Raw genomic sequence first — 26,395 nt, 5'->3', positions numbered from 1 at the left:
AATAAAAAAACCTTTACCTTTTATTACTCAATGCTAGAAACTCCTTCTGCATTTTCCTTATTTCCAATACTAAAACTATTAATATATCCCACCGGATCCTTGGCATCATATTTATTACCATCTATAAAATCTGTAGTTGCCGGCTTATAACCGTCGGTTTTTGGTAATTCTGATGCTTCTAAATGTCCTTCTTCTACAAGCATATTTGCTGCTTTGGTCCAGATATCTGGTCTATATATATCCTTAATTGTTTTATCATACCAAGCCGCAGGTTTACTATCTGGAATTTGTCCCCAACGTCTCATCTGCGTCAAAAACCAAATCCCATCAGAGTAAAACGGATATGTTGCATCATATCTATAAAACACATTAAAATCTGGCATTTCTCTTTTATCTCCTTTTTCAAATTCGAATGTTCCGGTCATTGAATTTGCTATTACTACCTCATCGGCACCCACATACTCTGGCATAGACAATATCTTTACAGCCTCAGGACGATTTCCCGGAGTATCCAGCCATTTTCCTGCTCGTATCAATGCTTTAGTTACAGCAGTTGCAGTATTAGGATATTGTTCTACAAATTTCTTAGTCATTACAAATACTTTTTCCGGATTGTTTTTCCAGATATCATAATTCGTAGTTACAGGAACACCAATACCTTTGAACACGGCTTGCTGATTCCAAGGCTCTCCTACACAATACCCATATATAGTTCCTGCTTCCAGGGTTGCCGGCATTTGAGGTGGTGGTGTTACAGACAATAACACTTCTGCATCAATCTGACCTTGAATATTATCTTTAGAATACATCCCCGGATTGATTCCTGCTGCTGCTAACCAGTATCTTATTTCATAATTATGAGTAGAAACCGGAAAAACCATACCCATCTTAAAAGCCTTACCTTCATTTTTATAAGATTCTATGACTGGCTTAAGTGCTTTTGCAGATATCGGATGTATTGGTTTTCCATCTGCTCCCTTAGCTACATTGGGTTTCATTTTTGACCACACATCATTAGAAACAGTAATCCCATTACCATTCAAATCCATCGAGAATGGAGTCACCAATTCTGCCTGCCTTCCAAAACCTGCTCCTGCTGCGATAGGCTGCCCTGCCAACATATGAGAACCATCTAGCTGACCATCAATCACTCGGTCTAATACATTTTTCCAGTTTGATTGCGCTTCTACAGAAACAAAAAGCCCTTCATCTTCAAAAAAACCTTTTTCTTTTGCGATCGCTAACGGAGCCATATCTGTTAATTTTATAAAACCAAAAGTCAATTGTGGTTTTTCGATAAGCAACTTTGAACTCTCATCCTTTGATTCCTTATTACTAGACGCTAATTCTTTTTTCTTTTCTCCTCCACATGATATTGTAATAACAGCAAGAAAGACTAACCATATTTTAAAATTCATTGTTTTCATAATTTAATTTTTTATACAATTCCGCTAATAGAACAAAGCAAAAATAAGTAATAATACTTAGTTTTTAAAATTAAATACTTATTTTTAAGTTGAATTACATTCTAACAAATATCTCTTAATATAAATTGAATATTTAAGAAAATAAGCCTTGTAAATTTGAAAATTTCGTAACAAAAAATTAACAAATATCTAATTATCAATTATTTAACAATAAAAATAAAAAATAACCATAATTCGATCACTGTTGTTGCCAGCTAGATAAAACGTCAAAAAATACTTTTCATAAAGAAGTTTACTATCTATGATCATTTGGATATCTAAAATAAATAAGTATTTTTACTTACAACACCCTTTTTTATCGTAAACCCACATCTAACTTTAGCATCAATCTATCATTGGTATTAATAAAAGAAGGATCCCCTGAATATTTTTTTAACAAATTTGAAATTACGCAGCTATGAAAAAGAAAATTTCCTTTGTTTCAATTATTTTATTTATTGCATTTAGTCCTAAAAAGACACACTGCCAAACACAACAATTTGGCTCCATAACCTACGGAAAAGCGATAAACATATCCGGAAAGCAACGGATGCTATCTCAAAAAATGTCTAAGGCTTATCTATTGATTACTAAAGGGATTAATGACCCTGAAATTAAAAAAGAATTAAATTCGAGTAAGTTCATTTTTGAAAAGCAATTACAAATTTTATCAACAAACGCATCGAGCACCACAGTAAAACTATCTCTAAAAAAAGTAGAGAAATTATGGACTGAATTCAAAACCTTAATTAATACTACTCCGGATTTTCCTAACGCCTCACAAATTATAAAACTAAATACTCCTTTACTAAAAGCCTGTAATGAAGTGGTTTCTAATATTGAAAACAACTTTAATTACAACAATCAATTCTTCAAAAACAAAAACAAAGACCTGGTCAACATAATTAATGTTTCTGGCAGGCAACGAATGCTTTCTCAACGGTTATGTCTTTATTATACAGCTTCTGCTATGTTTACACAAGAAAATGAAGTTTTTAAAAAAACTTTGAATACGGTCTACAAAGAATTTGATACCGCAATAGGTAGTCTATTAATAAGCAATCACAACTCTACTGATATTGAAGAAGAGCTTGGCACAGTAATGTCTTTGTGGGAAAGGTTTCAAACAAATCAAAACAAATTATTGAATAATGGTTTTCAGTTACAAGAAGTATTTAATACCACAAATCAACTTACCAAATCCTTTAATAAAATAACAGGTTTATACGAAGGCATATCAAATAACTGAAACACTTATCAGCACTAAAAAAGGCCGCTAGGGAATCAATCCTGATTCTCTAGCCTTATTACTAAGCTCCAAAACATTCTTAACTTTCATCTTTTTCATTAGATTAAAACGATGCACCTCTGTTGTACGTTTGCTAATATCTAATTCTGTTGCTATATCTTTATTTGTCATTCCAGAAACCGCCAACTTTAGTATTTGAATCTCTCTTTTTGTAAGATCAAAAGGGTTAGATTTTGGAGTAATTCCATTACTTTTAGCTTTCACAACCTCATCTTGGACTATACTAGAGCCACCTTCCTTCAACAATTTTTTCACTAGTATCGACGACACATCACCACTAAAATACTTTCCTCCTTTACTTACAGTAGCCAAAGCTTTCAGAAACTCTTCTTTGCCCGCATCTTTTAGCAAATAGCCATCAGCACCAGCATTGATAGATTGCAATATGTATTCGTCAGAATCATGCATAGAAAGCATAATCTTTTTAGAAGAAACAGACAAAGCTGTTAATTTCTGAACAGTTTCTATACCAGACATTTCGGGCATTCTGATATCACAAATTATAATATCTGGTTGTAATGATTCTATTACTTTAATTGCCTCTTTTCCATCTGATGCTTCCCCAATAACCTTATATTGCTCTTCATCTTCCAAAAGAGATCTAATACCATCTCTCACTAAAAAGTGATCATCTACTAATACTATACTTATCATATATTTATCTTACTACGTATTATTTTATAGAAACACATACAAATCAGACCTTTCAACGGTCAAAGATATGAATACTTCAAAAATACACATATAAATTTAATAATTCTCCAAGTAAATTTACGTATTTTTGCTTAAAAAAAACACAAATAATACGTATTAATACTTAGTTTTGTGTCATAAATTATTCCAAAGGCTAATAGGATTAATTGAAAAAGAATTTCAGAACAAAAATAAGTACAACACTTATATGAAAAACAAAATTTAAGAGATGAAAAATAAGTTACAACTATTAATACTACTATCTGTATTATTTTTTAAGGGAAAAGCTCAGGAATTAAGTATTGATGCTGATATCAGACCACGTTTAGAATATTCTCACGGTTTCGGAAACTTGATTCCTTCGGGAGCAGACGGTTCTTTATTTGTTCAGCAACGTTCTAGATTAAAATTTGGATACAAAGCTGAAAAATTTTCAGCATATTTTAGCGTACAGGACGTAAGTGTTTGGGGAGATACTCCGCAAATAGCAGCTGCTGACGTCAATAATAGCTTCTCATTAGCACAGACCTGGATTAATTTTAAATTTGCCAGTGGATGGTCTACAAAGATAGGACGACAAGCTCTTTCTTATGATGATCAGAGAATTCTGGGCGGATTAGATTGGGCGATGCAGGGAAGATTTCATGATGCCGCTCTTATACAATATAATAATGACAGCGGTTTAAAACTTGATGTAGGTCTCTCTTTTAATCAAAATGGTGTAAGCAGAGTGAATACTCTTTTTGACCCTAACAACGGAGGCAATGCAAGAGCCGTATTTGACTATAAAGGAATGGCATATGCCTGGTTGCATAAAGACTGGGAGAAATTTTCAGGTAGTTTACTTTTTGTAAATAATTCATACCAAAACTTAGGGGGTGACGCTGGACAAACACCCATTGATGGTACTGTAAACCGACAAACTTTTGGAACGCATTTGGTAGCTAAACCTGCAAAAGGTCTAAAATTTGCCGTTAACCTATACGGTCAAACTGGTAAATTTACAGAAACTGTCGATTTATCAGCCTATAATGCTTCACTAGAAGTTACTTATAAACCTGGCAAGACACTATTTGGTCTTGGAGGGGAAATTTTAAGTGGTGATGATAATGGAGGTAGTGATGGAGAAATAAAATCTTTCTTCCCAATTTTTGGAACAAACCATAAATTTAATGGATATATGGATTACTTTTTTGTAGGCAATCATGCGAATAGTGTTGGTCTACAGGACATCTATGCCAAAGCAGTTGTAAAAACCGGAGCTAAATCCAGTTTATTAGCTAAAATTCACTATTTCTCTGCTGCAGAAGATATAGCAACCACAGATGATAAATATCTTGGTACAGAACTTGACTTAGTATTTACCCAAAAAATACTACCATATGCTACCTTAAAAATAGGATATTCTCAAATGTTTGCTTCAGACAGCATGGAAGTTCTTAAAGGAGTTACAAACCCAAGTGGTCTGCAAAATTGGGGGTGGGCAATGCTGGTTGTAAAGCCTAACTTCTTAAAATGGAGTCCTAAACCAACCGAATAAGCAAATACACCCACACTCATTTACATATATGTTACCCTAAAAGCCTGCAAAAATAATTTTGCAGGCTTTTATATGTATTATTCTGAAATTCATAATTTGAAACCCCAATAATTACATAATTCTTATTACTTAAATACGTATTTATACTTAATTTTGAAGTCTAAATACGTAACTCATGAAGAAGGTAATAGTTATCGGTAACGGGATGGTAGGTTATAAATTTTGCGAAAAATTTGCAGCCACAGAAAAATTTAGTGAATACAAGCTTACTGTTTTTGGAGAAGAGCCCAGAAGAGCTTATGACCGTGTTCATTTAAGTGAATTTTATGCAGGGAAAACAGCAGAAGATTTAAGTATGTCTTCTGCGAACTGGTATGAAGAAAATAACATAGAACTTCATACATCAGAAATGATTACTGAGATTAACAGAGTACAAAAAACGGTTGCAAATCATCGCGGAGACATATATCAATATGATTATTTAATATTTGCTACGGGTTCATCAGCATTTGTTCCGCCTATACAAGGAGTGGACAAAGAGGGGGTTTTTGTATATAGAACTATTGAAGATCTGGAAGCTACAGAAGCATATGCCAAAAAGCTAAAAGCGCAGGGAAAAACAGAAGCTGCAGTGCTTGGAGGAGGTTTATTAGGCCTAGAAGCTGCAAATGCAGTTAAAAACCTGGGGTTAAACGCTCACGTTGTAGAATTTGCACCAAGATTAATGCCGAGACAATTGGATAAAGGTGCTAGTGATATGTTACAAGCTAAAATCGAAAACTTAGGTTTACAAGTTCATCTTTCAAAACAAACTCAATTCATTCAGGGAGATAATGCTATAGAAGGTTTACAATATATTGATAATACAGAGTTAAAAGTAGATATGCTTGTCGTTTCTGCCGGGATTCGCCCTCGCGATGAGGTAGCAAGAGAATGTGGATTAGACGTTGGAACTCGTGGAGGTATACTTGTAAATCAACAAATGCAAACTTCTGATAAAAGTATATTTGCTATCGGTGAATGTGCTCTGCTCAATAGCATGATTTATGGTTTAGTTGCTCCGGGCTATGACATGGCAGAAGTTGCAGTACAACAAATTATCGGTGGTGATGCAGAAATGCCAGGCACTATTGATATGTCAACTCAATTAAAACTAATTGGTACCGAAGTAGCTAGTTTTGGCGATGCACTTAATGAAGCGAAAGAAGAAATTGATGAAATTACATTCGAAAATAAACGTAGCGGAATTTATAAAAAAATAAATGTTTCTAAAGACGGTAAAAAACTTTTGGGTGGAATTTTAATTGGTGATTCCTCAGATTATAATTCTTTATTCCAAATTTATATCAACGGGATGAAACTTCCCGAACAACCAGAAGATCTAATTCTTGGTAGCCGCGGAGGTGATGATGGAGGCTTGTTAGGTGATGTTATGGATTTACCTGACGGAGCTCAAATTTGTTCTTGTGAAAGTGTAACTAAAGGCCAAATTTGTGGTGCTATCGAAAGCGGAGAAGCTACCGATGTTGCCGGAGTTATTAGTTGTACTAAGGCTGGAACAGGATGTGGTGGTTGTAAACCCATGATTACCGATTTAACTAATGCCACGCTAAAATCCTTAGGTATTGAGATCAAAGATGGTGTTTGTGAGCATTTTGAGCTAAGCAGACAAGATTTATATAAAATTATTCAGGTAAAAGGATACACCAAATTCGATGAAGTATTAGATAATCATGGAAATGGAGGTCACGGATGCGAATTGTGCAAACCACTTATAGCTTCTCTAATGGCTACAATTAATGCTGATACTGCAAATGAAGAATATGCCATTCAAGATTCTAACGATCGCTTCTTAGCAAATATTCAGCGCAATGGAACCTATTCTGTTGTTCCTCGTGTTCCGGGTGGAGAAATTACTCCGGAAAAACTTATTGCCCTTGGAGAAATTGCTAAAAAATATGATTTATATACTAAAGTAACTGGTGGTGTACGTATCGATTTATTTGGTGCTACCATAAAACAATTACCACTAATTTGGAAAGATCTGATTAACCATGGTTTTGAAAGTGGTCACGCGTATGGCAAATCATTAAGAACCGTAAAAACATGTGTTGGTTCAACATGGTGTCGTTATGGAATGGATGAAAGTGTAAGTTTTGGAATTGAACTAGAGAATCGTTATCGGGGAATTCGCGCACCTCATAAAATTAAAGGAGGAGTCTCAGGATGTATCCGTGAATGTGCTGAAGCCCGTGGAAAAGATTTTGGTTTAATCGCTGTTGAAGGCGGATGGAATCTATATGTTGGTGGAAACGGTGGAGCGACACCACGACATGCAGAATTGTTTGCTGAACAAATTGACAACGAAACTGTAATTAAATACTTAGATCGTTACTTAATGTTCTACATGCGTACAGCAAAACCATTACAAAGAACAGCAGCCTGGCAAGAACGTCTGGAAGGGGGATTGGATTATTTAAAAGAAGTGATCATCGATGATAAGCTCGGTATTGCCGAAGATTTAGAAAAAGAAATGAAAACTTTAGTTAATAAGTTTAAATGTGAGTGGACTCAAGCAATCAATGATCCTGAAATAATGAAACGGTTTAACCATTTTGTTAATAGTGAAGAAGAAGATGATAACATTGTTTTTGTTCCTCTGAGAGAACAAAAAATGCCAGAACCTTGGAAATAACAAAACAGTTTATAATTTAAAATAAAATGGAAGAAATTCTAAAAAAATATAAAACTATCAAATTAGATGATGTGAAAATTTGGTTTAAGGCTGCATCAGTTAATGCCTTTCCAAAAGATGGAGGAGCTTGTGTTAAATACAAAGATTTACAAATTGCCATATTTAATTTTAGCAGATTAAACACATGGTATGCTTGCCAAAACTTATCACCTGAAAAAAATGAAATGGTACTTAGCAGAGGAATGATTGGTGATCACAATGGAATACCTAAGGTTGCCTGTCCTCTCCATAAAAAAACATTCTCTCTGGAAAGTGGAGAAAACCTAAATGGTGACCTCCCTCCTATTGCTACCTACCCTGTAAAAATTGAAGATGATTTTGTGTATGTCGGTTTTGCCGAATGATATACAACGAACTCATATTGAGTAATGATTTGACCTACAAAATTTACATTTTGCGCGCTAATTTTGCTGGTTCTTTTAACCGTAGCATGGTTATGCTAAAAAAACTACTTCATTATTGTAAAAAGTCAAACTTTTCGGTTGAAAACCACTACGCAAAATGAATTCAACATATAAAACTATAATTAACGTCTGCTTTTGTTATAAAAAGCAGATTTTTTTTTTGAGGAATATCAATTTTCTCTAACTACATTCTGATCTGAATTAGCTCATAATAAAACGAAAAAACGCCTTAAACAAAATTATGATAACCATAGTCTACAACTTCTTTTCATTTTGAAATATTAACGAAAAAGAACAAACTTTAATGGGTAATAGTATCGCTTTTATTTTAAGGGATTGAGTAAAAAGGCACTTCCTTACTGGGAGAATTCGAATATAGTATGGCATCAACATATTTTTTTACAAACATCCCTCTTAAAACAACATTAATCCACATACTACTCCCATTCTTCCACTTTTAGAATTATAATACCTATTACAGTAGTAGTTTAATTGGCACAAGACAGTAATTGATTCGCAATTAGAATCAACATACAACTACTTAATTCGTAATTCTAAGATATGGCTACAGATACACACATACAGATTTATATAGGCAGTGAATTCATACCTGCTTTTAAAAATCTGAGATTATATCAGGAAATCGATGATCATCATAATTTTGAGCTTATTTGCAGAAAAGATGTTTTGGAAACCTCGTCTTCAGACATCTCAGGAGAAAGTATTAATTTTTTAGGAGAAATCTTTTTATTAAAGATTCAGTCCGTCAATGGTTTTGATGATAACGAAATATTAGAATTTAAAGGTATTGTTACTACAATCAATACTGTAAAAGGATTCTATCAAAGCACCGGAGATCTCGTTCATATTATTGGGAAAAGTTGCAGTATTATTGCAGATGACGGCCCTCATTACGCTTCTCATAAAGATATTGGGATCTCCGAAATTTTAGAAAAAACATTTACAGGCTATGACAAGGGAGCGCTACACTGTCAATTTACACCTAAATTATCTGTCCCAATTCATTATAGCGTACAGCAAGAAGAAAGTTCTTTTCAATATGCCAGTCGATTAGCGGCTCAATATGGAGAGTGGTTTTATTATAACGGAACCCAACTGATATTTGGCAAACCCGAAGACAAGGAATCGGTTACCCTGCGCTATGGATATGATCTATTAGAGTTATCCATGAATATGGAAGCGATCCCCAATAATTTTAAGTATTTCACTAATGATTACCTAAATGATTCATTTCATGAAGTTAAAACCAAAGAGTTAGCTTCTGGGAATAAGGGATTGATTTCTGTAGTCAACCAAAAAAGTAATCGGTTATACCAAAAAGAAACGCAGGTTTTTGTCAGTGCTCACGATGATCCACAGATGAAATCCAGGATAGACGAACAAGTAATCAAACAAAAACTGGCAAATGAAGTCAATCAGGTAAAAATTAAAGGAAAAAGTAGTAATCCGGCTATTAGCCTGGGAAGTACTATTATTATTGAAGGAGAAGCATCCTCTTATGGCAAATACAGAGTTACTAAAATAACACATACCTGCAGTGAAAATGGGCGTTATGAAAATACTTTTGAAGCAGTAACAGCAGATACAGATATATATCCTAAAACTTCTGTAAAAGCTTTTCCTAAAAGTAAATCACAAACCGCTGTTGTTGTAGACAATGTAGATCCGGAAGGGATGGGACGCGTTAAAATACAATATGCATGGCAAAAAGAAACAGGAGAAACTTCTCCCTGGATCAGACAAGCGAGTCTTGCCGGTGGACCAGGACAAGGAATGTATTTTGTACCAGAAAAAGGAGATGAAGTCATTGTGGGTCATGAAGGAGGAAATGCAGAATCACCTATCGTACAAGGGAGCGTAACGAATGCCTCTTCTGTACCAGAAAGTTTTAAGAGTGGTAATAACCACCTTAAAGCTATTAAAACCCGTAGTGGCAATCAGGTAACACTTAATGACGCTGATGGTAGCGTCACCATTGCTGATCCTAGCGGTAATACGATTGTTATGGGTGGTAATGGCGAAATTACAATTAATGCTCCTAATAAGATTACCTTTAACTCTACAGATATTGTAATGGAAGCCAGTAATGATCTTACAGTCAATGCAGGGAATAACATCTCCTCTACCGCAGCGACAAATATTACCTCTAGCGCAGGCGCTAATATCAAAATGGATGCTGGTAATGATCTAAAAGTCAAAGCTGGATCTAAAGCAACTATAAATGGATCTAAAAGCGTTAGCATTTTCGGAAAAAGAGTAGCTATAACCGGTTCCGTTATGACAAACATCCAAAGCGGTGCAATTCTAACCGTAATTACTGCAGGAGTTCTTAATTTAACGGGGGCAGCTACCAGTTTGTTAAACGGTGCCAGAGTTAAAGTACTAGGAGGTAAGGTAAATATTAACTAATTATGAATACTATACCAAAAAAAGATATTGACTTTTATAAGAATGAATATTCTGTACTATATGAAATCGATACATATAGATATATAAAATCTCCCGAAGAACCTATAGAAAATAGAATTCAGACTAAAATCAAAAAATCATTTATAAGAAAAGACCCTGTTGGGTATCTTTTTTCAATAGAGGTTCTCGAAAGAGAGCAAAGCAATAAAGAAGATATCCTAGATATAGAAGATCAACTTGCAAACTTGCAAAACAAATTAGTACTATATACAGATGCGCACGGAGATATCATTTCTATTGTAAACCGTGGAGAAATTTCTGAAGAATGGTATGATCATAAGACTATTTTCAAAAAGACTAACAAAGACAGTCTTGAGAATGTTGATGAATTTATTGAAGGAGTAGATTCCATTATTAATGATCATGTAGAATTTTTAAACCTGGTAAAGAAATCTGAAGTTGCCTCCTTATTATTCCCACCGATATATCAATATAACTTATTGGCAGAGAATTCCATTAAACAACAAAAAGTACTATATGATTTTTTTGATACTACAGCATTACCATTTCGCATGGATACTAAGGTTATAGCAATGAATGAAGAAACGCTGGGGTATCAAATAGTAAGATCCGGAAATATAGATACTCCACGGTTTGATGAAAAAAGCGCATCAGCACTGATCAGTAATCTTTTTGATGTTCATAGGTATAATATAAAAATAGAAGGCGACTATTTTGAAGCTATCGATTTAAATGATCATAATATTGTAGAAGAGGCTACATTATTATTAAATATAGAAATACCAGGAATCTATAGCTATCGGCAAATCAGCAAATTAAAAGCTATGTAAGTATGTCACAGAAGCCAACACCACCTCCACAAGGAGCTGAACCAGCTATGATAGAGAAACGGATCTCACACGAAGGGTTTACTATAAAATGTGATAAGTGTAAAGCGGGCAAAGAGTTGATTGCAATGAAATCAACTACTAAAACGGTTACGATTGGAGGTAAACCGATCCTAACTGAAATGGATAAAATACCTGTCACAAATATCCCACCATTTTCTAAATGCGACAATCCCTTAATTAGCGCTTGTGTTCCAGCATTAACCAATTGGGTTGACATAGCGGAGCCTACCGTGAATTCTGAGAAATTTATTCCGTTAGTAGAACATAGTGATTTTGTATGTACCACAGGTGGAGGAATCGTATCCTTTGAGCCTCCTGCGGCGAAATCTGAAATTATGGGACCTAAAAAGCCTAATATGGTGGATAAGGCTAAGGCAAAAATAAATGGAGTTGCCAATAAAGCCGCTAATATGGCGAAAAAGGTAACGGAAGGTATTTCAACAGAAATTGGAACAGCACTGGATGGCTTAAAACCTATAGGGCAACTATTTGATACTCCTGCTATGCAAAATATGATTACCGGAGCAAAAGGAGCACTCGATCAGGCAAATCTTTCTAAAGAACAGCTAGACGAGCAACTAGCCTCTTTAGAACAAAAAGTACCTGAGCTTAAATCCAAAATTTCTGATACGATTAACGGAATTGAAATCCCCAGTTTAGAAGACACAGGAATTTTTGGCGTTGCTACTGCCGATATAAACCCAGAAGATCAAGCCTTTATAGGGCAAGGGATTCAGGATTCTATAAATGCGCTAGAAAGTCATTTTAATACCGAGATTAACACAGCGAGTCTTATGAATCTGGATGCAGAGCCTAGTGGGGAAATGGGTATTCCTATGATGTCGGATAAAGGGCCGCTTGAAAATTGGTTGGATCAGAAAAAAATCGAACAAGAAAATCTAGAAAATATCGCTGCTACAGAATACGGCAGTATGACAGAACAGGTGACTACCATAAATAAAGATGCTAGTTTTGATAACGGAGAAGATAGTAAAAAAGCATTATCGCTATTATATAGTCTATATATTCCATCTCAAGCTGGACCTGCTCCTATTCCTGATAAAGGAGAAGTCTCCAAAATCCTAACAAATACTGCTAAGGATAAAGCACAAGGTGCTATTGACAAAAATATTAATCGCTCCAAAGTCAAAGTAAACACCAAAATCCAGAACGAATTTGATGAGAAATTACAAAAACTAGGATATGATAAAGCGCAAAAGAAAATCGACAAAGTCCAAGCTGAATCTACAGAATTACAGGAAGATATGGACAAAGCCGAAAAATATCTAGGAAGAATGGATGATTTTGGTGGGTATATTGACGGTTTAAAGGAAAAGTACGCTGGTAAAATCGGTGGTAAATATGATGCTGCTATAGCAAAAGCAGGTCAAAACTTAGGATTGCTAAATGTATCTATGGATGGTATGAGCTTTGTGGCAGATGGTTTGCCTCCTGGTGACGTGGTCACCAATGTAAAACCGAAGAAACCAAAGAAGAATAAAAAAGAAGATGAGAATGATGATGATAAAAATGGTGAAGGTGGTACTGGAGGAGCTGGTGGAACTGGAGATGGAAAAGATGAAGATAAAAAATATACACTTAGAGCCTATTGGGAATAACATCTATAAAATCAATTAAATGTCAAATTCTGTTAAATCTGTAATAACAAACTCTGCTCCACCTAAGGAGACAATTATAGAAGTTGGAAAAGAAAAAACTTTGATATGCTATTATGATGACCCAACCATACGTAGCTGTACATTTTATGTATACCGACTAGATGGTAAACCCACTTTAGATGGTAAAAAAGAATTAATCTTTAAAGGAAGGTCGCCAGGAGGAATATTTAATTCTAATGAGACATTAAAACCAAAATTTTCTTGGTTTGACAAAGATGAAGAAGAAATAAGGTTAGCTTTTGATGTTTCCTTTTCTGGTGAGAGAATTCCTTGTAAAGATCAAATCCTAATTATAAAAAGAGGAGGTGCAAACCTAAATGTTTATTGGGAGGGAGGAGATAATAGTATCGCGCACACTTATGGCAATAATCCTTTAATAGCTTGTGCGGAGTTCTATGAAAACTCTAATTTAGATATTGGAGGAAAAATATTATTTAAAGTTGATCGTGTCACCCCAGAAGTACATAACGGTCTAGCTACTTCTCAAATACTTTATGAAGAATCAAGATTTACAAAAAATGGGGTTACTACTATTAAAAGCAAACCATTAGATATAGACTATTTCATTAAATGGTTTTGCAAAGCAGGAATAAAAATAAGTTTTGTTCAAGGCTTTAGAGAGCCTGTTATTCATTTAAAAAATCAAGAGCAACGAAAAATTCGAAGATATGACCCAGTAGACCCCGAAGATATTTATAAAATCTTACAAGCAGATGGTTTAGTCCCTCAAATATTTTATGACTACCACTTAACTGTTAGAGAAATATTAGAACCGATAGAAAAGCTTATAAGCTATGCAGGGCACATATTAAATGCTACAGAATCTTTTCTTAAAAAATCTTTTTTTAATTTTTTCAAAAATTACTCAAAAGGCAAACTACAAGATGCAGTAACAACAGATCTTTTCAAAAAATGGGTGAACGACAGAAACAATCATAGATTTTTTAAAGAAGAGCTTTCTGATTTGATAGTTTATTTTAATACTTACAAACCTAATAGATATAAAAATGGTTTTAGATCCTGGTTTGTAATTGAGTTTAAATTTAACCCTCAACATCCTGCTAAAAAAAAAGAAATTGAAGAATTAAAAGCAAAAAAGCAAAAAATATGGAATGAAAGGACGGTTCATCCTTTTAGAAGTTTATCTGAAAGTGATCCTGTCTCTTGGGTAAAATTAAAGAAATTACAAAAAACATTAGACGACTATGATAAAATAAATCAATTATACAATGAATATGAAGACAAATTCTTTGAAATTGAAAAACAAACAGTAAAAGGACTTCAAATTTTAATTACTTTATCTCCTAATTCAAATAGATATTAAAAATGAAAGTATTTATTAAGGATATTGCTAATAATATTAACATTAAGGATAAAAAAAAAACTTATGAAGAATTAGATGATACATTAAATTATTTATCTAATAATAAATACACAGAAATCAAACTTTACGAAAACATTATTTCTAAATATAAAATATACTTATATCCAATTAGTCCTTTCTTATGGAAAATAGATTATCCAATAAAATTAAGAGAAATTCACAAACAATGCTACGCCACCAAAGGACAATGTGTTGCCATCATTAGAGAATTATATGAAGTTGGACATATTGACAATGTTCTAGGATTTACAGAAGTTCCTATTCAAGATTTTACCTTGGATGAAATGATCGAATTCAAAAAAGAAGAAGAAATGATGCTTAGAGGTGAAGATCCTTTTGTAGAAGAAGAAAATGAAGGCCTAACTAAAGAAACAGCGGCTCCTCAAGAAAAAAAGGAACTCATAAAACAATCAGAAACAAAAGTAGAAATCCAAAAAAAAGCACCCATAAAAAAAGAACCTATAGATGCTGTAAAGAAGAATCCAGAATCAGATAATTATTTACAGATATAACAAGAATACCTCTTAATTATAAATAAAAGCTAAGATCATGGCTACAGAGACAAAAGAAGTACGGGTTGCGCACACAGGGATTTCTATTGTGTGTGACAAATCTGGTGGTGGAGAAACTCCCTCTGTTATCCAATCTATGACCAAAAGTGTGTTTATTGATGGGAATCCTGTTACTACAAAAGCAGATAAAATCTCAGGAGCAAACATAGTACCCTTCCCTAGTTGTGATGTTGGTAAAATGTGTGGGGTATGCGTTCCTGTAATTGCAAGCGAATGGGAGCTAACAGCAGAAAAAACGATTAATACTGAAAAAAAAACCCCACTTGTAGAAGATAGCTTTCTACAATGTACACATGGTGGCAAAATCGCTTTTAAGTTTGATCCGGTTAAAACAGTTCCACCAGCAAACAAAAAACCAAATATTGTAGATAAAGCAAAAGCAAAAATTAATAGCGCTGTCAATAGTGTGGTGAAAAAAACTACTGAAACCCTAAAAGATGTAACAGAAGGAATGACAGCGGCATTCGATGGATTAAAACCTGTATTAGAAAATACACAAGCCGCAAATCTTGCGACTACATTAGATACCCAGGTTCAAAAACTAAACCAATTAAAAAAAGAAACTGACAATACAGTTGAAGACCTAGAAGAGGAAATTACCGAACTCAGAAAAAAAATAGACGCTAAAATTACTGGCACAACATATAAACCGCCCAAGGAGGAAGTAGAAACAGCAACTGTAATAAATCTGGATAAAGATGAAATAGACCTGCAAAATGCAGAAGAGGAAAAACGAAATGCTGTTCTCTACGACCAAGCAACCAATGATGCTATTAAAGCCTATGAAGATTTTATCAATGCAGAGATCACACCCACAGTTACGATTAGAGAAGTACCAATTCCTAAAAGTAATACTCCCCAAGTAACGCCTTCGGTAAGTAATACTGCTTCTGGCCAAAATCAAGTAGGTACAAAAAACACAAACAGTAAGGCAGTACTAACTGCCAAAGAACATCTAGAAACATTAGCCAATACAAGTAAAACAATAGGACTAGACAAAAATGAAAATGCTCAAAATGCATTACGATTGCTAGATACTGTAGGTACTGTAATGGCGACTGGGGTAAAGAATAGTGCAAAAGATAAAGCCAAGGTTTCGGTTAAAAATGTAAGATCGAGTTTAAATGGTCAACTACAAACTAAAATAGATGAAGAACTTACAGAATTAGGGTATTACGAAAAATTAAAAAAATACGAAGAAGAATCTACCGATCTTCAGAAAGATATTGATAAGGCATCATTAACATTAAAATCAGTTGGAGATTTTGGAGGTTTTATAGATGGTTTAAAAAATAAATATTTGGGAAAAATTGGCGCTAAGTACAGTGGATCTCTAAATAAACTATCCAATAACCTAACAACTCTAAACACATCAATGGATGGGTTAAGTTATGTAGCTGATGGGGGTCCTAAAGGAGAGGTTTTTACGAATGTGATTAGAGAAATTAAGGAAGAAGATGATGAAAACGATGAAAATAGTAATCTTACAGGTGCAGGAATCAATTCTGGTACTGGTCGTAGCGATCCAAGGGATGATACAAATCTAGAACCTCGAATACTGAGAATCTTTGTAGCAGATACTGATAAAAAAGAATTTATGGAAAGTGCAGTAGACATTGATACCGAATTATATATTGTAATTCAAGCCAATGCCAAAGCTAACACAAAAACAGTAGAATTAGATTTAGCCGATCAAATAAATCATTATGAGATGATAGATAATTATAAAGAAAATGGAGATGGGATTTATGTAATTACTAATATTAAAGGTGCTAGTCCAAATTTTGAAAATGGAGAAACCTATGTAAATGATGGTTTACCATATACTGGTCAAGACCTAATATCTACTGGAGGTAATTTAAATGATAAAACCTATGTAAAGATTAAAGCTATTACCCATTCTATAGAAGAGGAAGAAGAAAACAGTTCAATTGTATAATTTGATAAATAATAAGTAGAACTCTTATAAATCTCTATAAAACAAGCAAATAAATGGATATCGATACTACAAATTCTCCAATCACTCAATCTCCAAAAGGAACTCTTTTAGAGACAGGACAAGAAGTATCTTTTTCCTTGCCTCTTGTTAATGCATTAAACCCTATCAATTTAATTTTATTAGTACCAGGTACTACTGACCCTATTAATCTTCATTTCACCTCTAATGTTAATGCTAATAGTGGAGATTATTATAACGACAGAGAAACGGGGAATGGGTTTTATAAAGAAGTCATAGATATAAAGAAAAATATACAATTACAATTCCCTTCAATAGAGTATGACAATTTAGTCTATGTAGAAGATAGTAAATTTACTTGGTCTGGAGATAATAGTGATGAAGAAAGGACAAAAGCTGCTAATATATTGGCGGATTTAATACTAAAAGAAGACAAGACATTTCTAAATTGGCATTCTAGAGATGTATACATTCATCTAATTGGTCATTCTCATGGAGGTAATGTTATTAATGAGTTTACAAAGGTGATTAATAACAGATCTAATTTTCCAGATAGTTGGTCTATTAAAAGTATTATGTATTTAAACACTCCTTTTTTTAATGATTCTCATCAAGTTGATGAAAGTAAACTCCATGACGATTGCGAGATTTATAACGTTTATAATGATTACGATTTAACGGCAAGAGTTATTGCCGATCATTCTGTTATAAAACTTGCAGAACAAATAGAAAAGTTTAAAAAAAGAATATATTTTAAAAAAGCTAAACAATATTTTAATGATTTAGATTTTGAAACTTTTCTTGAAAGCTTTAAAAAGTTAAAGGATGATAAATTTAATATTGAAGATTTAATTAAAATTTGGAGACAATTAGCAAATATTTTTAGAGTCATAAGTCTATCTTCAAAATTGAGTATTTCTGTTATAAATAAATCAAATTCTTCAGTGCTTCATAATTTTAAAAGAAAATTAATTAACGTCAAAGACTTTTCCACACCAGTATATGTTAAACTAGAAAGTAGAATAGCAAATCAACTAAATGAAATACAACAAGATCCTGATAGGAATTTTTTTGAAGACTTAGTTGAAAATAGTGCACTATATTGGTTTAAAAAACTATATGATGATTTAGGAATAGAGATAGGTTTTGATTGGGTTAATTCAATTCTCGACATTTTTTATACAGGACATACGCCTAGTAGTAGTTATTTACTCAACATTCTTGAAGCTTTCCTTGTAAGCGATATTAAAATTCTTAAAAATATTGAAAATACTGAGTTAGAGCCTAATAACAGAAAATTTAAACAATTTAAAAAGTTTGAGAATAATGTTAAAAAATCAGAAGTTATTACTAGTAATGATCCGTATAACAGTAGAAATAGTTCCAAAAACTATAATAGCTTTATCTCTAAATTAGAAAACCTTATAATCAGTGGAAATACATCTACAAATACTCAAACCAATTACCCTGAAATTCTTTTGTTATTATTAAGTCAACTTATACAATTAGATAAAAACAATGTAATAAAAAAGAACATTTCTTACATTAACGATTTTAATGCATCTTTTCAAAGTCATATTCACACATTTGGTATAGGAGTTATTGAATTTATTGAATTAAGGTCTAAACTGAGTGATTTTATTCAAAGTATCAATCGGCATTATTTGTTAATTGACAAAAACAACAAAAATTTAATGGATGAGCAAGATTTAAGTAAATATAATGGTATAGGTAGTTTGATAAAAAACCTGATCGAAATCCCTGGCAGTATTGGTTATTTATCTCTAAAATCACATAACTTAAGCAGAACCTTTATGTCTTCTTATGCAAAAGATTTTTTAAAAAAGGCTTTGGTTTTACCAGAAAACGCTCCAAACACAGAAATTTAAAACAATTATTATGAAAGCAATCGTTTTAGATAAAAATAAAGAAATAGACGCTATAGTTAAAGAATATAATTCAAAAGAATTATTAGGTTTTTTAGATCATATGTCTCCAATCTTAGGAAACTACATAAAAATTCAACAAGATGATACTAATGCATACATTGTTAATTTCTCATGGATATCTCGTAATAAATGGAAAATTGATTATCCAATAGAACCTCAAAAAGTTCATAAACAACGCTATGCTACTAAACAAGAAGCTTTACATTTATTAGAAAAAATATACCAAAAATATGATATCGAGTCACTAAAAGACTTTATAGATGTCCCTATCCGTCATTTTACTTTGGACGAGATGCTAGCCTTTAAAAAAGAAGACGAAATGATGCTACGTGGTGAGGATCCTAATCAAAATGAGAGCAATACTGCTTCAAAAACAGTAGCGACCTCTAAAAAAGAATTTCCAGCTAAAACAACGCCTGTTCACGCTCAAAAAACAATTGAAAAACCTACTAATAAAAAAGTAACCCCACCTCCTACTACATCAAAACCCAAAACAATAACCAATACTTCTACTACCGTCAAAAAACCAAAACCACCGAATGATGACAATAGTTTTTTTAATATTTAATTTTTTTTTAAACAGTACTACTTTTTTACAAATATTAGATCTAACACGATCCTTTAATTTTAACAATATACAAACATATCCCGAGCACAAATCCACATGTAGTCACTCGCTAATCTTGATAAAAAAACCTTAACAATTATCAACTGCTAAGGCTTAAAAAAATAGTATTGTATACTACTAATTATAAAACATATAAAAAACCTTATTGAGCAGGTTTTTTAAAAATACTTTTATCTATCGCTGTATTAAATTTAATATTCGTCCAATTAGTATGCGTATATTCTTTTCCAAGTACTTTTCCTTCCCAATCTGCCTGGATATATTTTCTTTTTGATGGTATTTTAATGCCATCTATTGTTTCATATTCAAAGGTCATTAGGAATGGGTCTGTTATTCCAAAACCTACAACTGTAAATAAAAACTGATCTATTACCTTTGTTTCTTTGTTAATATATACTACATACGTATCCTGTGCATCCCCTACTTTATCTCCAAAAGTAATTTTTACACGATGATAATCAACTCCATTAACTTTTTGATCTTCTAACAATTCGTGATTTACACCTTGATCTGCTAATTTAAAAAACATAGCAAACCAGTAGTAATTCGTTTTTCTTAAAAAACGCGCCACTCCATTTGCTTTCTCATCGGCAGAAATCACCCCGTCAAAAGTTACCCAGGCATCCGTCCCATCATACCCTTCTATTACTTTTCCGTTTGCTCCGGTTAAACTGTGTTCTTTATAAATTGAGTGGGAGAGTTCTCCATCAAAAGCATAGGTTTCATGTGCTAGCAGTGTAATGGCATTATCTCCTGGTGGTGTACGATATTCTAGATCATAATTTACATTTGCCAGATTATAAAAATTCTGTTTACCTCCTATTGCCACTATAGACTCATTTATTAAATCTGTTGCTTTTTGTGCTGTTCCTATTACAGAAATCAATACTGTACATACTACTAATAAGGTTGTTTTTTTCATTGTAATGGTTTTTATGATGGATTAGCAAAAGTAGTCGTAAAAAACCAGCTTTCTTACAAAATAATATAGCCTTTTTTAATCACTACTTTTAGAAAAAAATTAATCTCTATGAGATTCCTTAACACCTATGTTTAAAGGCAGGTGAATATATAATAAATCTTCATACAAGCATACAACTAACTTATGAATCACCAGCGATCACTGTAATTAATTCATTCATATACATATTCATACCCAAACTCCATAAAATTGTTTTTTCCTATTCTTTAACAACCTATATTCTATACTATTATTAAATAATTACACAATGAAAAAAAACATTTTAAACTTAGAAGGGCTTACACTAATCTCTAAAAAAACGCAACAATCTATTCATGGGGGTCGTTCAAGTGGATGCCCGGTGTTTCAGCCTTGTTGGTCATATAAGGACTGTCCTTGTGAACCTTGTGGTGCTGCCATCAATCGTTTTTGGATCGATGATTTATCTGCTTTTAAAAAAAAATGTCATATTTATGTCATATAATTCATTATGGTAACAAAACTTAAAAACCTAGGAACGCCATTGACTAAAAATCAAAAAAAAATCAACCGTGGAGGCTTTGCACAACCCTGCAGAACCAGAAGAGATTGTCTTATTGCTTTTCCGTTTACCGGATCCGGAGATTTCTCCTGTAGATATTCTCTAGTTGGTTTTGGTTAAGGTATGTGTAACAAACTAAGAATTTTGTAAGCAGGGCTATCCCCACTTTTTATTTGTTTTTTTTAAAACAGCAGTAGTATAACTCAGGAATCTTCATTAATCTTGTCGTTTTCCGGAATTTCTAAAGATTTAGGCACTACTCTGGATATGTTCTTTATGATAGAAGAAAAACATGTTGATATTTATTAAATGAAATAATAAACTTTCCTCAAACACATCTTTTTATTTTTAACTTTGTAGCTAAATCAACCATTTTTATGCCAGCTACAAAACTAGAACAAGCTTTTCAACTTTTTGACAAAGCTAATAGTAACGATCCCAATCAGGAAATTGTGAATGAAAAATCGATTTCCAAAGAATTGATCTACGGGCAACGCATGAGTCAGATACTAGATAGTTTTCTTCCCGATGCTCCTGATGCTTTAAGACTTGCTGCACGTTCTCAACATATATGCAGATGGGAAATACCACGTGACAGTTACCCCATGGATCGTATAGGGTATCTCACATGGAGAAAAGAACTCAAAAAATTTCACGCTTCAAAAGCTTCAGAAATACTAGAAGAAGTAGGCTATGATACAGAAACTATTGATCGGGTATCTTTTTTACTACAAAAAAAGAAACTCAAAAAAGATACGGATACTCAAACACTAGAAGACGTAATTTGTCTTGTTTTTCTACAATTTTATTATCAAGATTTTATAGGGAAACATACAGAAGAAAAAGTAATCTCTATTTTACAAAAAACCTGGAATAAAATGTCAGAAAAAGGGCATGCCGCTGCGTTGGCACTTCCATATTCAGAAAAAGGGTTACATTTAATTCAACAAGCATTATCTTAATCTTAATATATTGAATAAAAGGGAATCTCTAGATCATCAAACTTTTAACCGTCTCAGTAAGATTTATATTATTGCGCTTGGCGCAATTGGATTGTTTACAATTGGAGGGCAATTTTTTATACAAAGGTATCTGAATTCTCAAATCGATGATTCTAAAATTATCAATATATCTGGCAGACAGCGGATGCTCAGTCAGAAATTATCCAAAGAAATCTTGTTACTTTCTTATGTAAAAAATCAAAAATCAAAAGCGCAATATCTAGCGGCATTAGAAAATACTATTAAGCTATGGAAGAGTTCTCATAGAAATCTTAAAAACTACAATGATTCTATACAAAAAGGAAGAAATGATAGCACAGAAATTAAGAGAATGTTTCTTGTCTTACAGCCTTATTTTGAAACCATATACAAAAATAGTTTACAAGTCCTCAGATTAACAAAAAAGGATTCTATAAATCCTGAGCTTCTAAGACCCCATCTTACATCTGTAATCGCTACAGAACCTCTTTTTCTTGATCAGATGGATGCGATTGTATTTCGGTATGAGAAAGAAGCGAAAGAAAAAATATCAAGCCTTAAAAAAATAGAATATTTTGTATTTAGTCTTATTATTCTTATTCTTATTTCTGAGTTCTTTCTTCTTTTTAGACCAATTGCCCTAAGTATAAAAAAAACAATCTCTAATCTTTTAATATCCCAGCAAAATGCAAATGATATGGCTGCTCATGCAGAAATGCTAAGAAAAGCTCAAAATGAAAATGTGCAAGAGTTAATATCACTCACCAAGGCTATTGATCAAACTCTATTATATGCACGAGTAGACGAGCGTGGAACGGTAAGGAGTCTCGGAGAGCGTTTTGGTAAATTACTAAATATCAATCAGGGATATACACAAAAAAACCTGGCAGAATTAATGGATCTAAATGAAGTTCAGAAAAATAGACTACTTCAATTAATTGCTCAGAATAAAGGTGGAGTATTTAATGAAGAGTTTGAATTTGAATTTATTTCTGGCAAAAAAGTTTGGCTTGATGTTTCTATTCTTACTGTTTTTAGAGAATCTAATACTTCAGAAAGGCTTGTACTTTGCTCTGATATCTCTACAAGAAAAGAAGCACAACAGGAAGTAGAACGACTGACTGCTATTAAGTATCAGCAGAAAGAGGAATTACAGAAATCCAATGCCAGCCTGATTGTAGAGGCACAAGAAGAGGAACGAAAACGAATTGCAAAAGAAATTCATGATAGTATTGGTCAGATGCTTACTGCCTTAAAATTCAATATAGAATCTATAAACACCGATAATATAGAAAAAACAAAACAAAAAATTGATGGCTTGAAGCAGCTGTCCAAAGATCTTATTCAGGGTATTAGGATGGCTACATTTAATCTTACCCCTCCAGAATTAAAAGATTATGGCATCTGTATCGCACTCCAGAAAATGGTCCAGGAACTTTCTAAGTTAACTGGTAAAAATGTTCTTTTCGAAAACAAAACAAACTCTGAATTGAGACTCAATTCTCTTGTAGAAACAAATTTATACAGAGTAACACAAGAAGCTGTAAACAACGCAATAAAGTATGCTAAATCCGGTTACATATTTGTTTCAGTACAAATTTCAGAATCTGTGCTCAGTATTGTCATAGATGATAATGGCAAAGGGTTTGATATCTCTAAAATTCCATCAAAACCTAAAAATAATGCTGAAGGAGGAATGGGTTTATTTTTTATGAAGGAACGCATGAATTACATCAACGGTAGAATTTTTATCAGTTCAGTTCCTCAAAAAGGCACCAGAGTTACACTTAATTACACAATCAACGAATCATAATTCTTACTAATAACCTCCCTAAAATTATCAACATTGAAAGAAAACAAAAAAAATATAAAATATCTAATGAATTGGAATTCCAAGAAAATATGGAAAGAAGAAATCATTAGTCAAAAGTTCATCAAACACCTTAAAGAAACTGAAGTCTCAGAATTATTAGAAAAAGAAGACATCCAAATCGGAGTTATCTCGGAGCGTGATACGATTGATTGGTTAGAAAAAGAAGAGAATCAAGATTTTTGGAATGCAAGAATGCAACATCATATTTGCGAAAATATTATTGAAGATGATGATGATTTCTACATTGGGTGTGACTATAATGATTTTAAAGGAGCCTATTTTTTTGTACCCAGCTTATGGAAATCAAAAGACACAAAAAAAATTATAATTCTTGAATATTATCATTGATAAAGACAAGACGTCTTTCTTATAAAACATTATATTTCAATCTATATAACGCTAAAATCAGACTTTATTCGGTTTTTTATTAATCACATCATTTCGGTAATAATCAATAATACCATCAATTGGTCTTCTTACTATATTACCCACGGTAAGGTGATAAGGCCATACAGCTGCTCTGATAATATCTTCACTAAAATATGCAATCGATCCTATAAAATGAACAGGTACATTTTGTGCTTCTGGAAAGCATAAAACTCTGGTTTCTACAAATTCCTGGATACCTTCTGTTATAATCTTATAAAAATATCCATTCCGCTCACTTGTAAAAATAAATTCTGCAAAAGAAGCTAAATATGTATTTGGATTTTCCTTCTTGTATAGATTTTCTTTTATGGTATCAGAAGATAAATCAAAACGCTTCTCAAATTCTGCCGCAACTTCTGGAGGCATTCTTTTATAATAATAATCTCGTATCAGTCTTTTCCCGAAATAATTACCACTTGCTTCATCCATAAGGATATAACCCAAAGAATCCACAGTCATTTCTATTTCATCTCCATTAAAATAACAACTATTTGATCCAGTTCCCAGAATACAAACAATTCCTGGCTCTGTTGTCGCAGCATATACTGCAGCAACCATATCTTCTTTCACAACTACTGCTGCATTAGGAAAATAATTTTCAAAAACCTTTGTGAGCATTTCAGTAGGTTTATCTGTCCCACAACCAGCTCCATAAAAATGCACTGTATCTATCTTGGTTTTATAAGAAGCGAGTTCTTTATTATCTCGCAATCTCTCTTCTAATAAAGGTTTACTAAATACAGCTGGATTTAAACCTTCTGTACGAGTTTTAAACACAATCTCTCCTGCGTTATCCAGAAGAATCCAATCACATTTAGTAGAACCGCCGTCAGCTAATAAAATCATTTGAAAATTATTTATGTGTGAGTGTTACAAAGAAAAAAGCCTCGATAAAAACATCGAGGCATATTGTTTTATATCTCTTATAGATTTCCTACATAAGTAGATAGATCTACTAACTTAGAAGAATATCCATACTCATTATCATACCAAGATACGAGTTTGAAGAAATTATCATTAAGTGCAATACCTGCATTAGCATCAAAAGTTGATGTATGCGCTTCTCCAACAAAATCTTGAGATACTACAGCTTCTTCTGTATATGCCAAAACTCCTTTTAGTTCATTTTCTGATGCTTTTTTAACAACTGCTTTTAATTCATCATAAGAAACTGATTTCTTGGTTCTTACAGTAAGATCAACCACAGAAACATCCGCCGTAGGTACTCTAAAAGCCATACCCGTAAGCTTACCATTCAATTCAGGAATTACTTTACCAACAGCTTTAGCCGCTCCTGTAGATGATGGAATGATATTATTTAAGGCAGATCGTCCTCCTCTAAAATCTTTTTTGGATGGAGCATCTACAACAGCTTGCGTAGCAGTAGCAGCGTGTACTGTTGTCATTAATCCTTCTTCAATCCCAAAATTATCATTAATAACTTTAGCGATTGGAGCTAGGCAGTTTGTCGTACAAGAGGCATTAGATACAATTGTATCCGTTGCTTTTGCTTCCGTATGGTTAACTCCCATAACAAACATAGGAGCATCAGCAGAAGGTGCTGAGATTACTACTTTTTTTGCTCCTGCTTTGATATGTGCATCTGCTTTATCCAGCGTAGTAAAGATACCTGTACAATCCATTACTACATCAACACCTGCTGCATCCCATTTTAATTCTTCCGGATTACGTTCTGCAGTAATACGAATTTCTTTTCCATTTACGATAAGGTTTCCATTTTTTACCTCGATCGTACCATCATATTTTCCGTGTACGGAATCATATTCTAACAAATATGCCAAATGCTCTACATCTAACAAATCATTAATTGCTACTATTTCTACATTCTCACGTTTAGAAGCGATTCTAAATGCAATTCTTCCAATTCTACCGAAACCGTTAATTCCAATTTTTAACGTACTCATATTTAATAA

At 33.1% G+C, this 26,395-nt stretch carries 22 protein-coding genes; 17 read left to right on the top strand and 5 right to left on the bottom strand.

Annotated elements, in window-relative coordinates:
• Positions 1-23: 23 nt before the first annotated feature.
• Positions 24-1,427, bottom strand: coding sequence for a CmpA/NrtA family ABC transporter substrate-binding protein (locus F0000_RS00685; RefSeq protein WP_149622767.1), 1,404 nt, complete (start codon positions 1,425-1,427; stop codon positions 24-26).
• Between the two features lie 457 nt (positions 1,428-1,884).
• Here F0000_RS00685 and F0000_RS00680 point away from each other — a divergent pair, with 457 nt between their 5' ends.
• Complete coding sequence (locus tag F0000_RS00680; RefSeq protein ID WP_149622766.1) at positions 1,885-2,715, top strand: type IV pili methyl-accepting chemotaxis transducer N-terminal domain-containing protein; 831 nt, start codon at positions 1,885-1,887, stop codon at positions 2,713-2,715.
• A gap of 27 nt (positions 2,716-2,742) precedes the next feature.
• Here the strand turns inward: F0000_RS00680 and F0000_RS00675 are convergent, their stop codons facing one another.
• Positions 2,743-3,429, bottom strand: a complete 687-nt coding sequence (locus F0000_RS00675; protein WP_149622765.1) for a response regulator transcription factor — start codon at positions 3,427-3,429, stop codon at positions 2,743-2,745.
• A gap of 268 nt (positions 3,430-3,697) precedes the next feature.
• Here F0000_RS00675 and F0000_RS00670 point away from each other — a divergent pair, with 268 nt between their 5' ends.
• The 11 genes from F0000_RS00670 (at position 3,698) to F0000_RS00620 (ending at position 19,617) form a co-directional block, all read left to right on the top strand.
• The gene (locus tag F0000_RS00670) at positions 3,698-5,008 is read left to right on the top strand and encodes an alginate export family protein (RefSeq protein ID WP_149622764.1); all 1,311 of its coding nucleotides are present in this window, start codon (positions 3,698-3,700) and stop codon (positions 5,006-5,008) included.
• A gap of 175 nt (positions 5,009-5,183) precedes the next feature.
• Positions 5,184-7,703 (top strand): nitrite reductase large subunit NirB, encoded by a 2,520-nt coding sequence (gene nirB, locus F0000_RS00665; protein WP_149622763.1) that lies wholly within the window; start codon positions 5,184-5,186, stop codon positions 7,701-7,703.
• A 26-nt stretch (positions 7,704-7,729) separates the two neighbouring features.
• Positions 7,730-8,107: a nitrite reductase small subunit NirD gene (gene nirD / locus F0000_RS00660; protein ID WP_149622762.1), complete on the top strand. Its 378-nt coding sequence runs from the start codon at positions 7,730-7,732 to the stop codon at positions 8,105-8,107.
• 621 nt (positions 8,108-8,728) lie between these two features.
• Positions 8,729-10,597: a type VI secretion system Vgr family protein gene (locus tag F0000_RS00655; RefSeq protein WP_149622761.1), complete on the top strand. Its 1,869-nt coding sequence runs from the start codon at positions 8,729-8,731 to the stop codon at positions 10,595-10,597.
• Between the two features lie 2 nt (positions 10,598-10,599).
• Positions 10,600-11,448, top strand: a complete 849-nt coding sequence (locus tag F0000_RS00650; protein WP_149622760.1) for a hypothetical protein — start codon at positions 10,600-10,602, stop codon at positions 11,446-11,448.
• A 2-nt stretch (positions 11,449-11,450) separates the two neighbouring features.
• Positions 11,451-13,127 (top strand): PAAR-like protein, encoded by a 1,677-nt coding sequence (locus F0000_RS00645; RefSeq protein WP_149622759.1) that lies wholly within the window; start codon positions 11,451-11,453, stop codon positions 13,125-13,127.
• A gap of 19 nt (positions 13,128-13,146) precedes the next feature.
• The gene (locus F0000_RS00640; RefSeq protein ID WP_149622758.1) at positions 13,147-14,511 is read left to right on the top strand and encodes a hypothetical protein; all 1,365 of its coding nucleotides are present in this window, start codon (positions 13,147-13,149) and stop codon (positions 14,509-14,511) included.
• A 2-nt stretch (positions 14,512-14,513) separates the two neighbouring features.
• Entirely contained in the window at positions 14,514-15,083 is a 570-nt protein-coding gene (locus tag F0000_RS00635; RefSeq protein ID WP_149622757.1) for a hypothetical protein, read from the top strand.
• A 37-nt stretch (positions 15,084-15,120) separates the two neighbouring features.
• Complete coding sequence (locus tag F0000_RS00630) at positions 15,121-17,082, top strand: DUF4280 domain-containing protein (RefSeq protein ID WP_149622756.1); 1,962 nt, start codon at positions 15,121-15,123, stop codon at positions 17,080-17,082.
• A gap of 53 nt (positions 17,083-17,135) precedes the next feature.
• Entirely contained in the window at positions 17,136-18,989 is a 1,854-nt protein-coding gene (locus tag F0000_RS00625) for a hypothetical protein (RefSeq protein WP_149622755.1), read from the top strand.
• Between the two features lie 10 nt (positions 18,990-18,999).
• Positions 19,000-19,617: a hypothetical protein gene (locus F0000_RS00620; protein WP_149622754.1), complete on the top strand. Its 618-nt coding sequence runs from the start codon at positions 19,000-19,002 to the stop codon at positions 19,615-19,617.
• Positions 19,618-19,819: 202 nt separating this feature from the next.
• On the opposite strand, the gene F0000_RS00615 is transcribed toward F0000_RS00620, so the two are convergent.
• The gene (locus F0000_RS00615) at positions 19,820-20,599 is read right to left on the bottom strand and encodes a DUF6503 family protein (RefSeq protein WP_149622753.1); all 780 of its coding nucleotides are present in this window, start codon (positions 20,597-20,599) and stop codon (positions 19,820-19,822) included.
• Between the two features lie 307 nt (positions 20,600-20,906).
• On the opposite strand from F0000_RS00615, the gene F0000_RS00610 reads away from it, so the two are divergent.
• The 5 genes from F0000_RS00610 to F0000_RS00595 all read left to right on the top strand — a co-directional run bounded on the left by F0000_RS00610 (position 20,907) and on the right by F0000_RS00595 (position 24,380).
• Positions 20,907-21,122, top strand: coding sequence for a hypothetical protein (locus tag F0000_RS00610; RefSeq protein WP_149622752.1), 216 nt, complete (start codon positions 20,907-20,909; stop codon positions 21,120-21,122).
• Positions 21,123-21,128: 6 nt separating this feature from the next.
• Positions 21,129-21,299, top strand: a complete 171-nt coding sequence (locus F0000_RS27570) for a hypothetical protein (protein WP_188111984.1) — start codon at positions 21,129-21,131, stop codon at positions 21,297-21,299.
• A gap of 257 nt (positions 21,300-21,556) precedes the next feature.
• Entirely contained in the window at positions 21,557-22,141 is a 585-nt protein-coding gene (locus tag F0000_RS00605) for a DUF4202 domain-containing protein (RefSeq protein WP_149622751.1), read from the top strand.
• A 10-nt stretch (positions 22,142-22,151) separates the two neighbouring features.
• Complete coding sequence (locus F0000_RS00600; protein ID WP_149622750.1) at positions 22,152-23,972, top strand: ATP-binding protein; 1,821 nt, start codon at positions 22,152-22,154, stop codon at positions 23,970-23,972.
• A gap of 66 nt (positions 23,973-24,038) precedes the next feature.
• A complete protein-coding gene (locus F0000_RS00595; protein ID WP_149622749.1) occupies positions 24,039-24,380 on the top strand; it encodes a hypothetical protein in 342 nt (113 codons plus the stop codon).
• A gap of 57 nt (positions 24,381-24,437) precedes the next feature.
• On the opposite strand, the gene F0000_RS00590 is transcribed toward F0000_RS00595, so the two are convergent.
• Together F0000_RS00590 and gap are read right to left on the bottom strand one after the other, a co-directional pair.
• Entirely contained in the window at positions 24,438-25,307 is an 870-nt protein-coding gene (locus tag F0000_RS00590) for an N-acetylglucosamine kinase (protein WP_149622748.1), read from the bottom strand.
• 77 nt (positions 25,308-25,384) lie between these two features.
• Positions 25,385-26,386: a type I glyceraldehyde-3-phosphate dehydrogenase gene (gap, locus tag F0000_RS00585; RefSeq protein ID WP_149622747.1), complete on the bottom strand. Its 1,002-nt coding sequence runs from the start codon at positions 26,384-26,386 to the stop codon at positions 25,385-25,387.
• Between the last annotated feature and the right edge of the window lie 9 nt (positions 26,387-26,395).

The sequence above is a fragment of the Aquimarina sp. RZ0 genome (assembly GCF_008370685.1).
Lineage (GTDB): Bacteria > Bacteroidota > Bacteroidia > Flavobacteriales > Flavobacteriaceae > Aquimarina.
The sequence above is the reverse complement of the archived record's forward strand: the minus strand, read 5'-3'. Positions and strand labels throughout refer to the sequence as shown.

Coding starts and splice junctions, on each gene's coding strand:
- F0000_RS00620 (WP_149622754.1), top strand. CDS start 19,000: ATGAAAGCAATCGTTTTAGATAAAAATAAAGAAATAGACGCTATAGTT.
- nirB (WP_149622763.1), top strand. CDS start 5,184: ATGAAGAAGGTAATAGTTATCGGTAACGGGATGGTAGGTTATAAATTT.
- F0000_RS27570 (WP_188111984.1), top strand. CDS start 21,129: ATGGTAACAAAACTTAAAAACCTAGGAACGCCATTGACTAAAAATCAA.
- F0000_RS00650 (WP_149622760.1), top strand. CDS start 10,600: ATGAATACTATACCAAAAAAAGATATTGACTTTTATAAGAATGAATAT.
- F0000_RS00685 (WP_149622767.1), bottom strand. CDS start 1,427: ATGAAAACAATGAATTTTAAAATATGGTTAGTCTTTCTTGCTGTTATT.
- F0000_RS00630 (WP_149622756.1), top strand. CDS start 15,121: ATGGCTACAGAGACAAAAGAAGTACGGGTTGCGCACACAGGGATTTCT.
- F0000_RS00655 (WP_149622761.1), top strand. CDS start 8,729: ATGGCTACAGATACACACATACAGATTTATATAGGCAGTGAATTCATA.
- F0000_RS00675 (WP_149622765.1), bottom strand. CDS start 3,429: ATGATAAGTATAGTATTAGTAGATGATCACTTTTTAGTGAGAGATGGT.
- F0000_RS00605 (WP_149622751.1), top strand. CDS start 21,557: ATGCCAGCTACAAAACTAGAACAAGCTTTTCAACTTTTTGACAAAGCT.
- F0000_RS00645 (WP_149622759.1), top strand. CDS start 11,451: ATGTCACAGAAGCCAACACCACCTCCACAAGGAGCTGAACCAGCTATG.
- F0000_RS00590 (WP_149622748.1), bottom strand. CDS start 25,307: ATGATTTTATTAGCTGACGGCGGTTCTACTAAATGTGATTGGATTCTT.
- F0000_RS00610 (WP_149622752.1), top strand. CDS start 20,907: ATGAAAAAAAACATTTTAAACTTAGAAGGGCTTACACTAATCTCTAAA.
- F0000_RS00640 (WP_149622758.1), top strand. CDS start 13,147: ATGTCAAATTCTGTTAAATCTGTAATAACAAACTCTGCTCCACCTAAG.
- F0000_RS00635 (WP_149622757.1), top strand. CDS start 14,514: ATGAAAGTATTTATTAAGGATATTGCTAATAATATTAACATTAAGGAT.
- gap (WP_149622747.1), bottom strand. CDS start 26,386: ATGAGTACGTTAAAAATTGGAATTAACGGTTTCGGTAGAATTGGAAGA.
- F0000_RS00595 (WP_149622749.1), top strand. CDS start 24,039: ATGAATTGGAATTCCAAGAAAATATGGAAAGAAGAAATCATTAGTCAA.
- F0000_RS00670 (WP_149622764.1), top strand. CDS start 3,698: ATGAAAAATAAGTTACAACTATTAATACTACTATCTGTATTATTTTTT.
- F0000_RS00625 (WP_149622755.1), top strand. CDS start 17,136: ATGGATATCGATACTACAAATTCTCCAATCACTCAATCTCCAAAAGGA.
- F0000_RS00680 (WP_149622766.1), top strand. CDS start 1,885: ATGAAAAAGAAAATTTCCTTTGTTTCAATTATTTTATTTATTGCATTT.
- F0000_RS00615 (WP_149622753.1), bottom strand. CDS start 20,599: ATGAAAAAAACAACCTTATTAGTAGTATGTACAGTATTGATTTCTGTA.
- nirD (WP_149622762.1), top strand. CDS start 7,730: ATGGAAGAAATTCTAAAAAAATATAAAACTATCAAATTAGATGATGTG.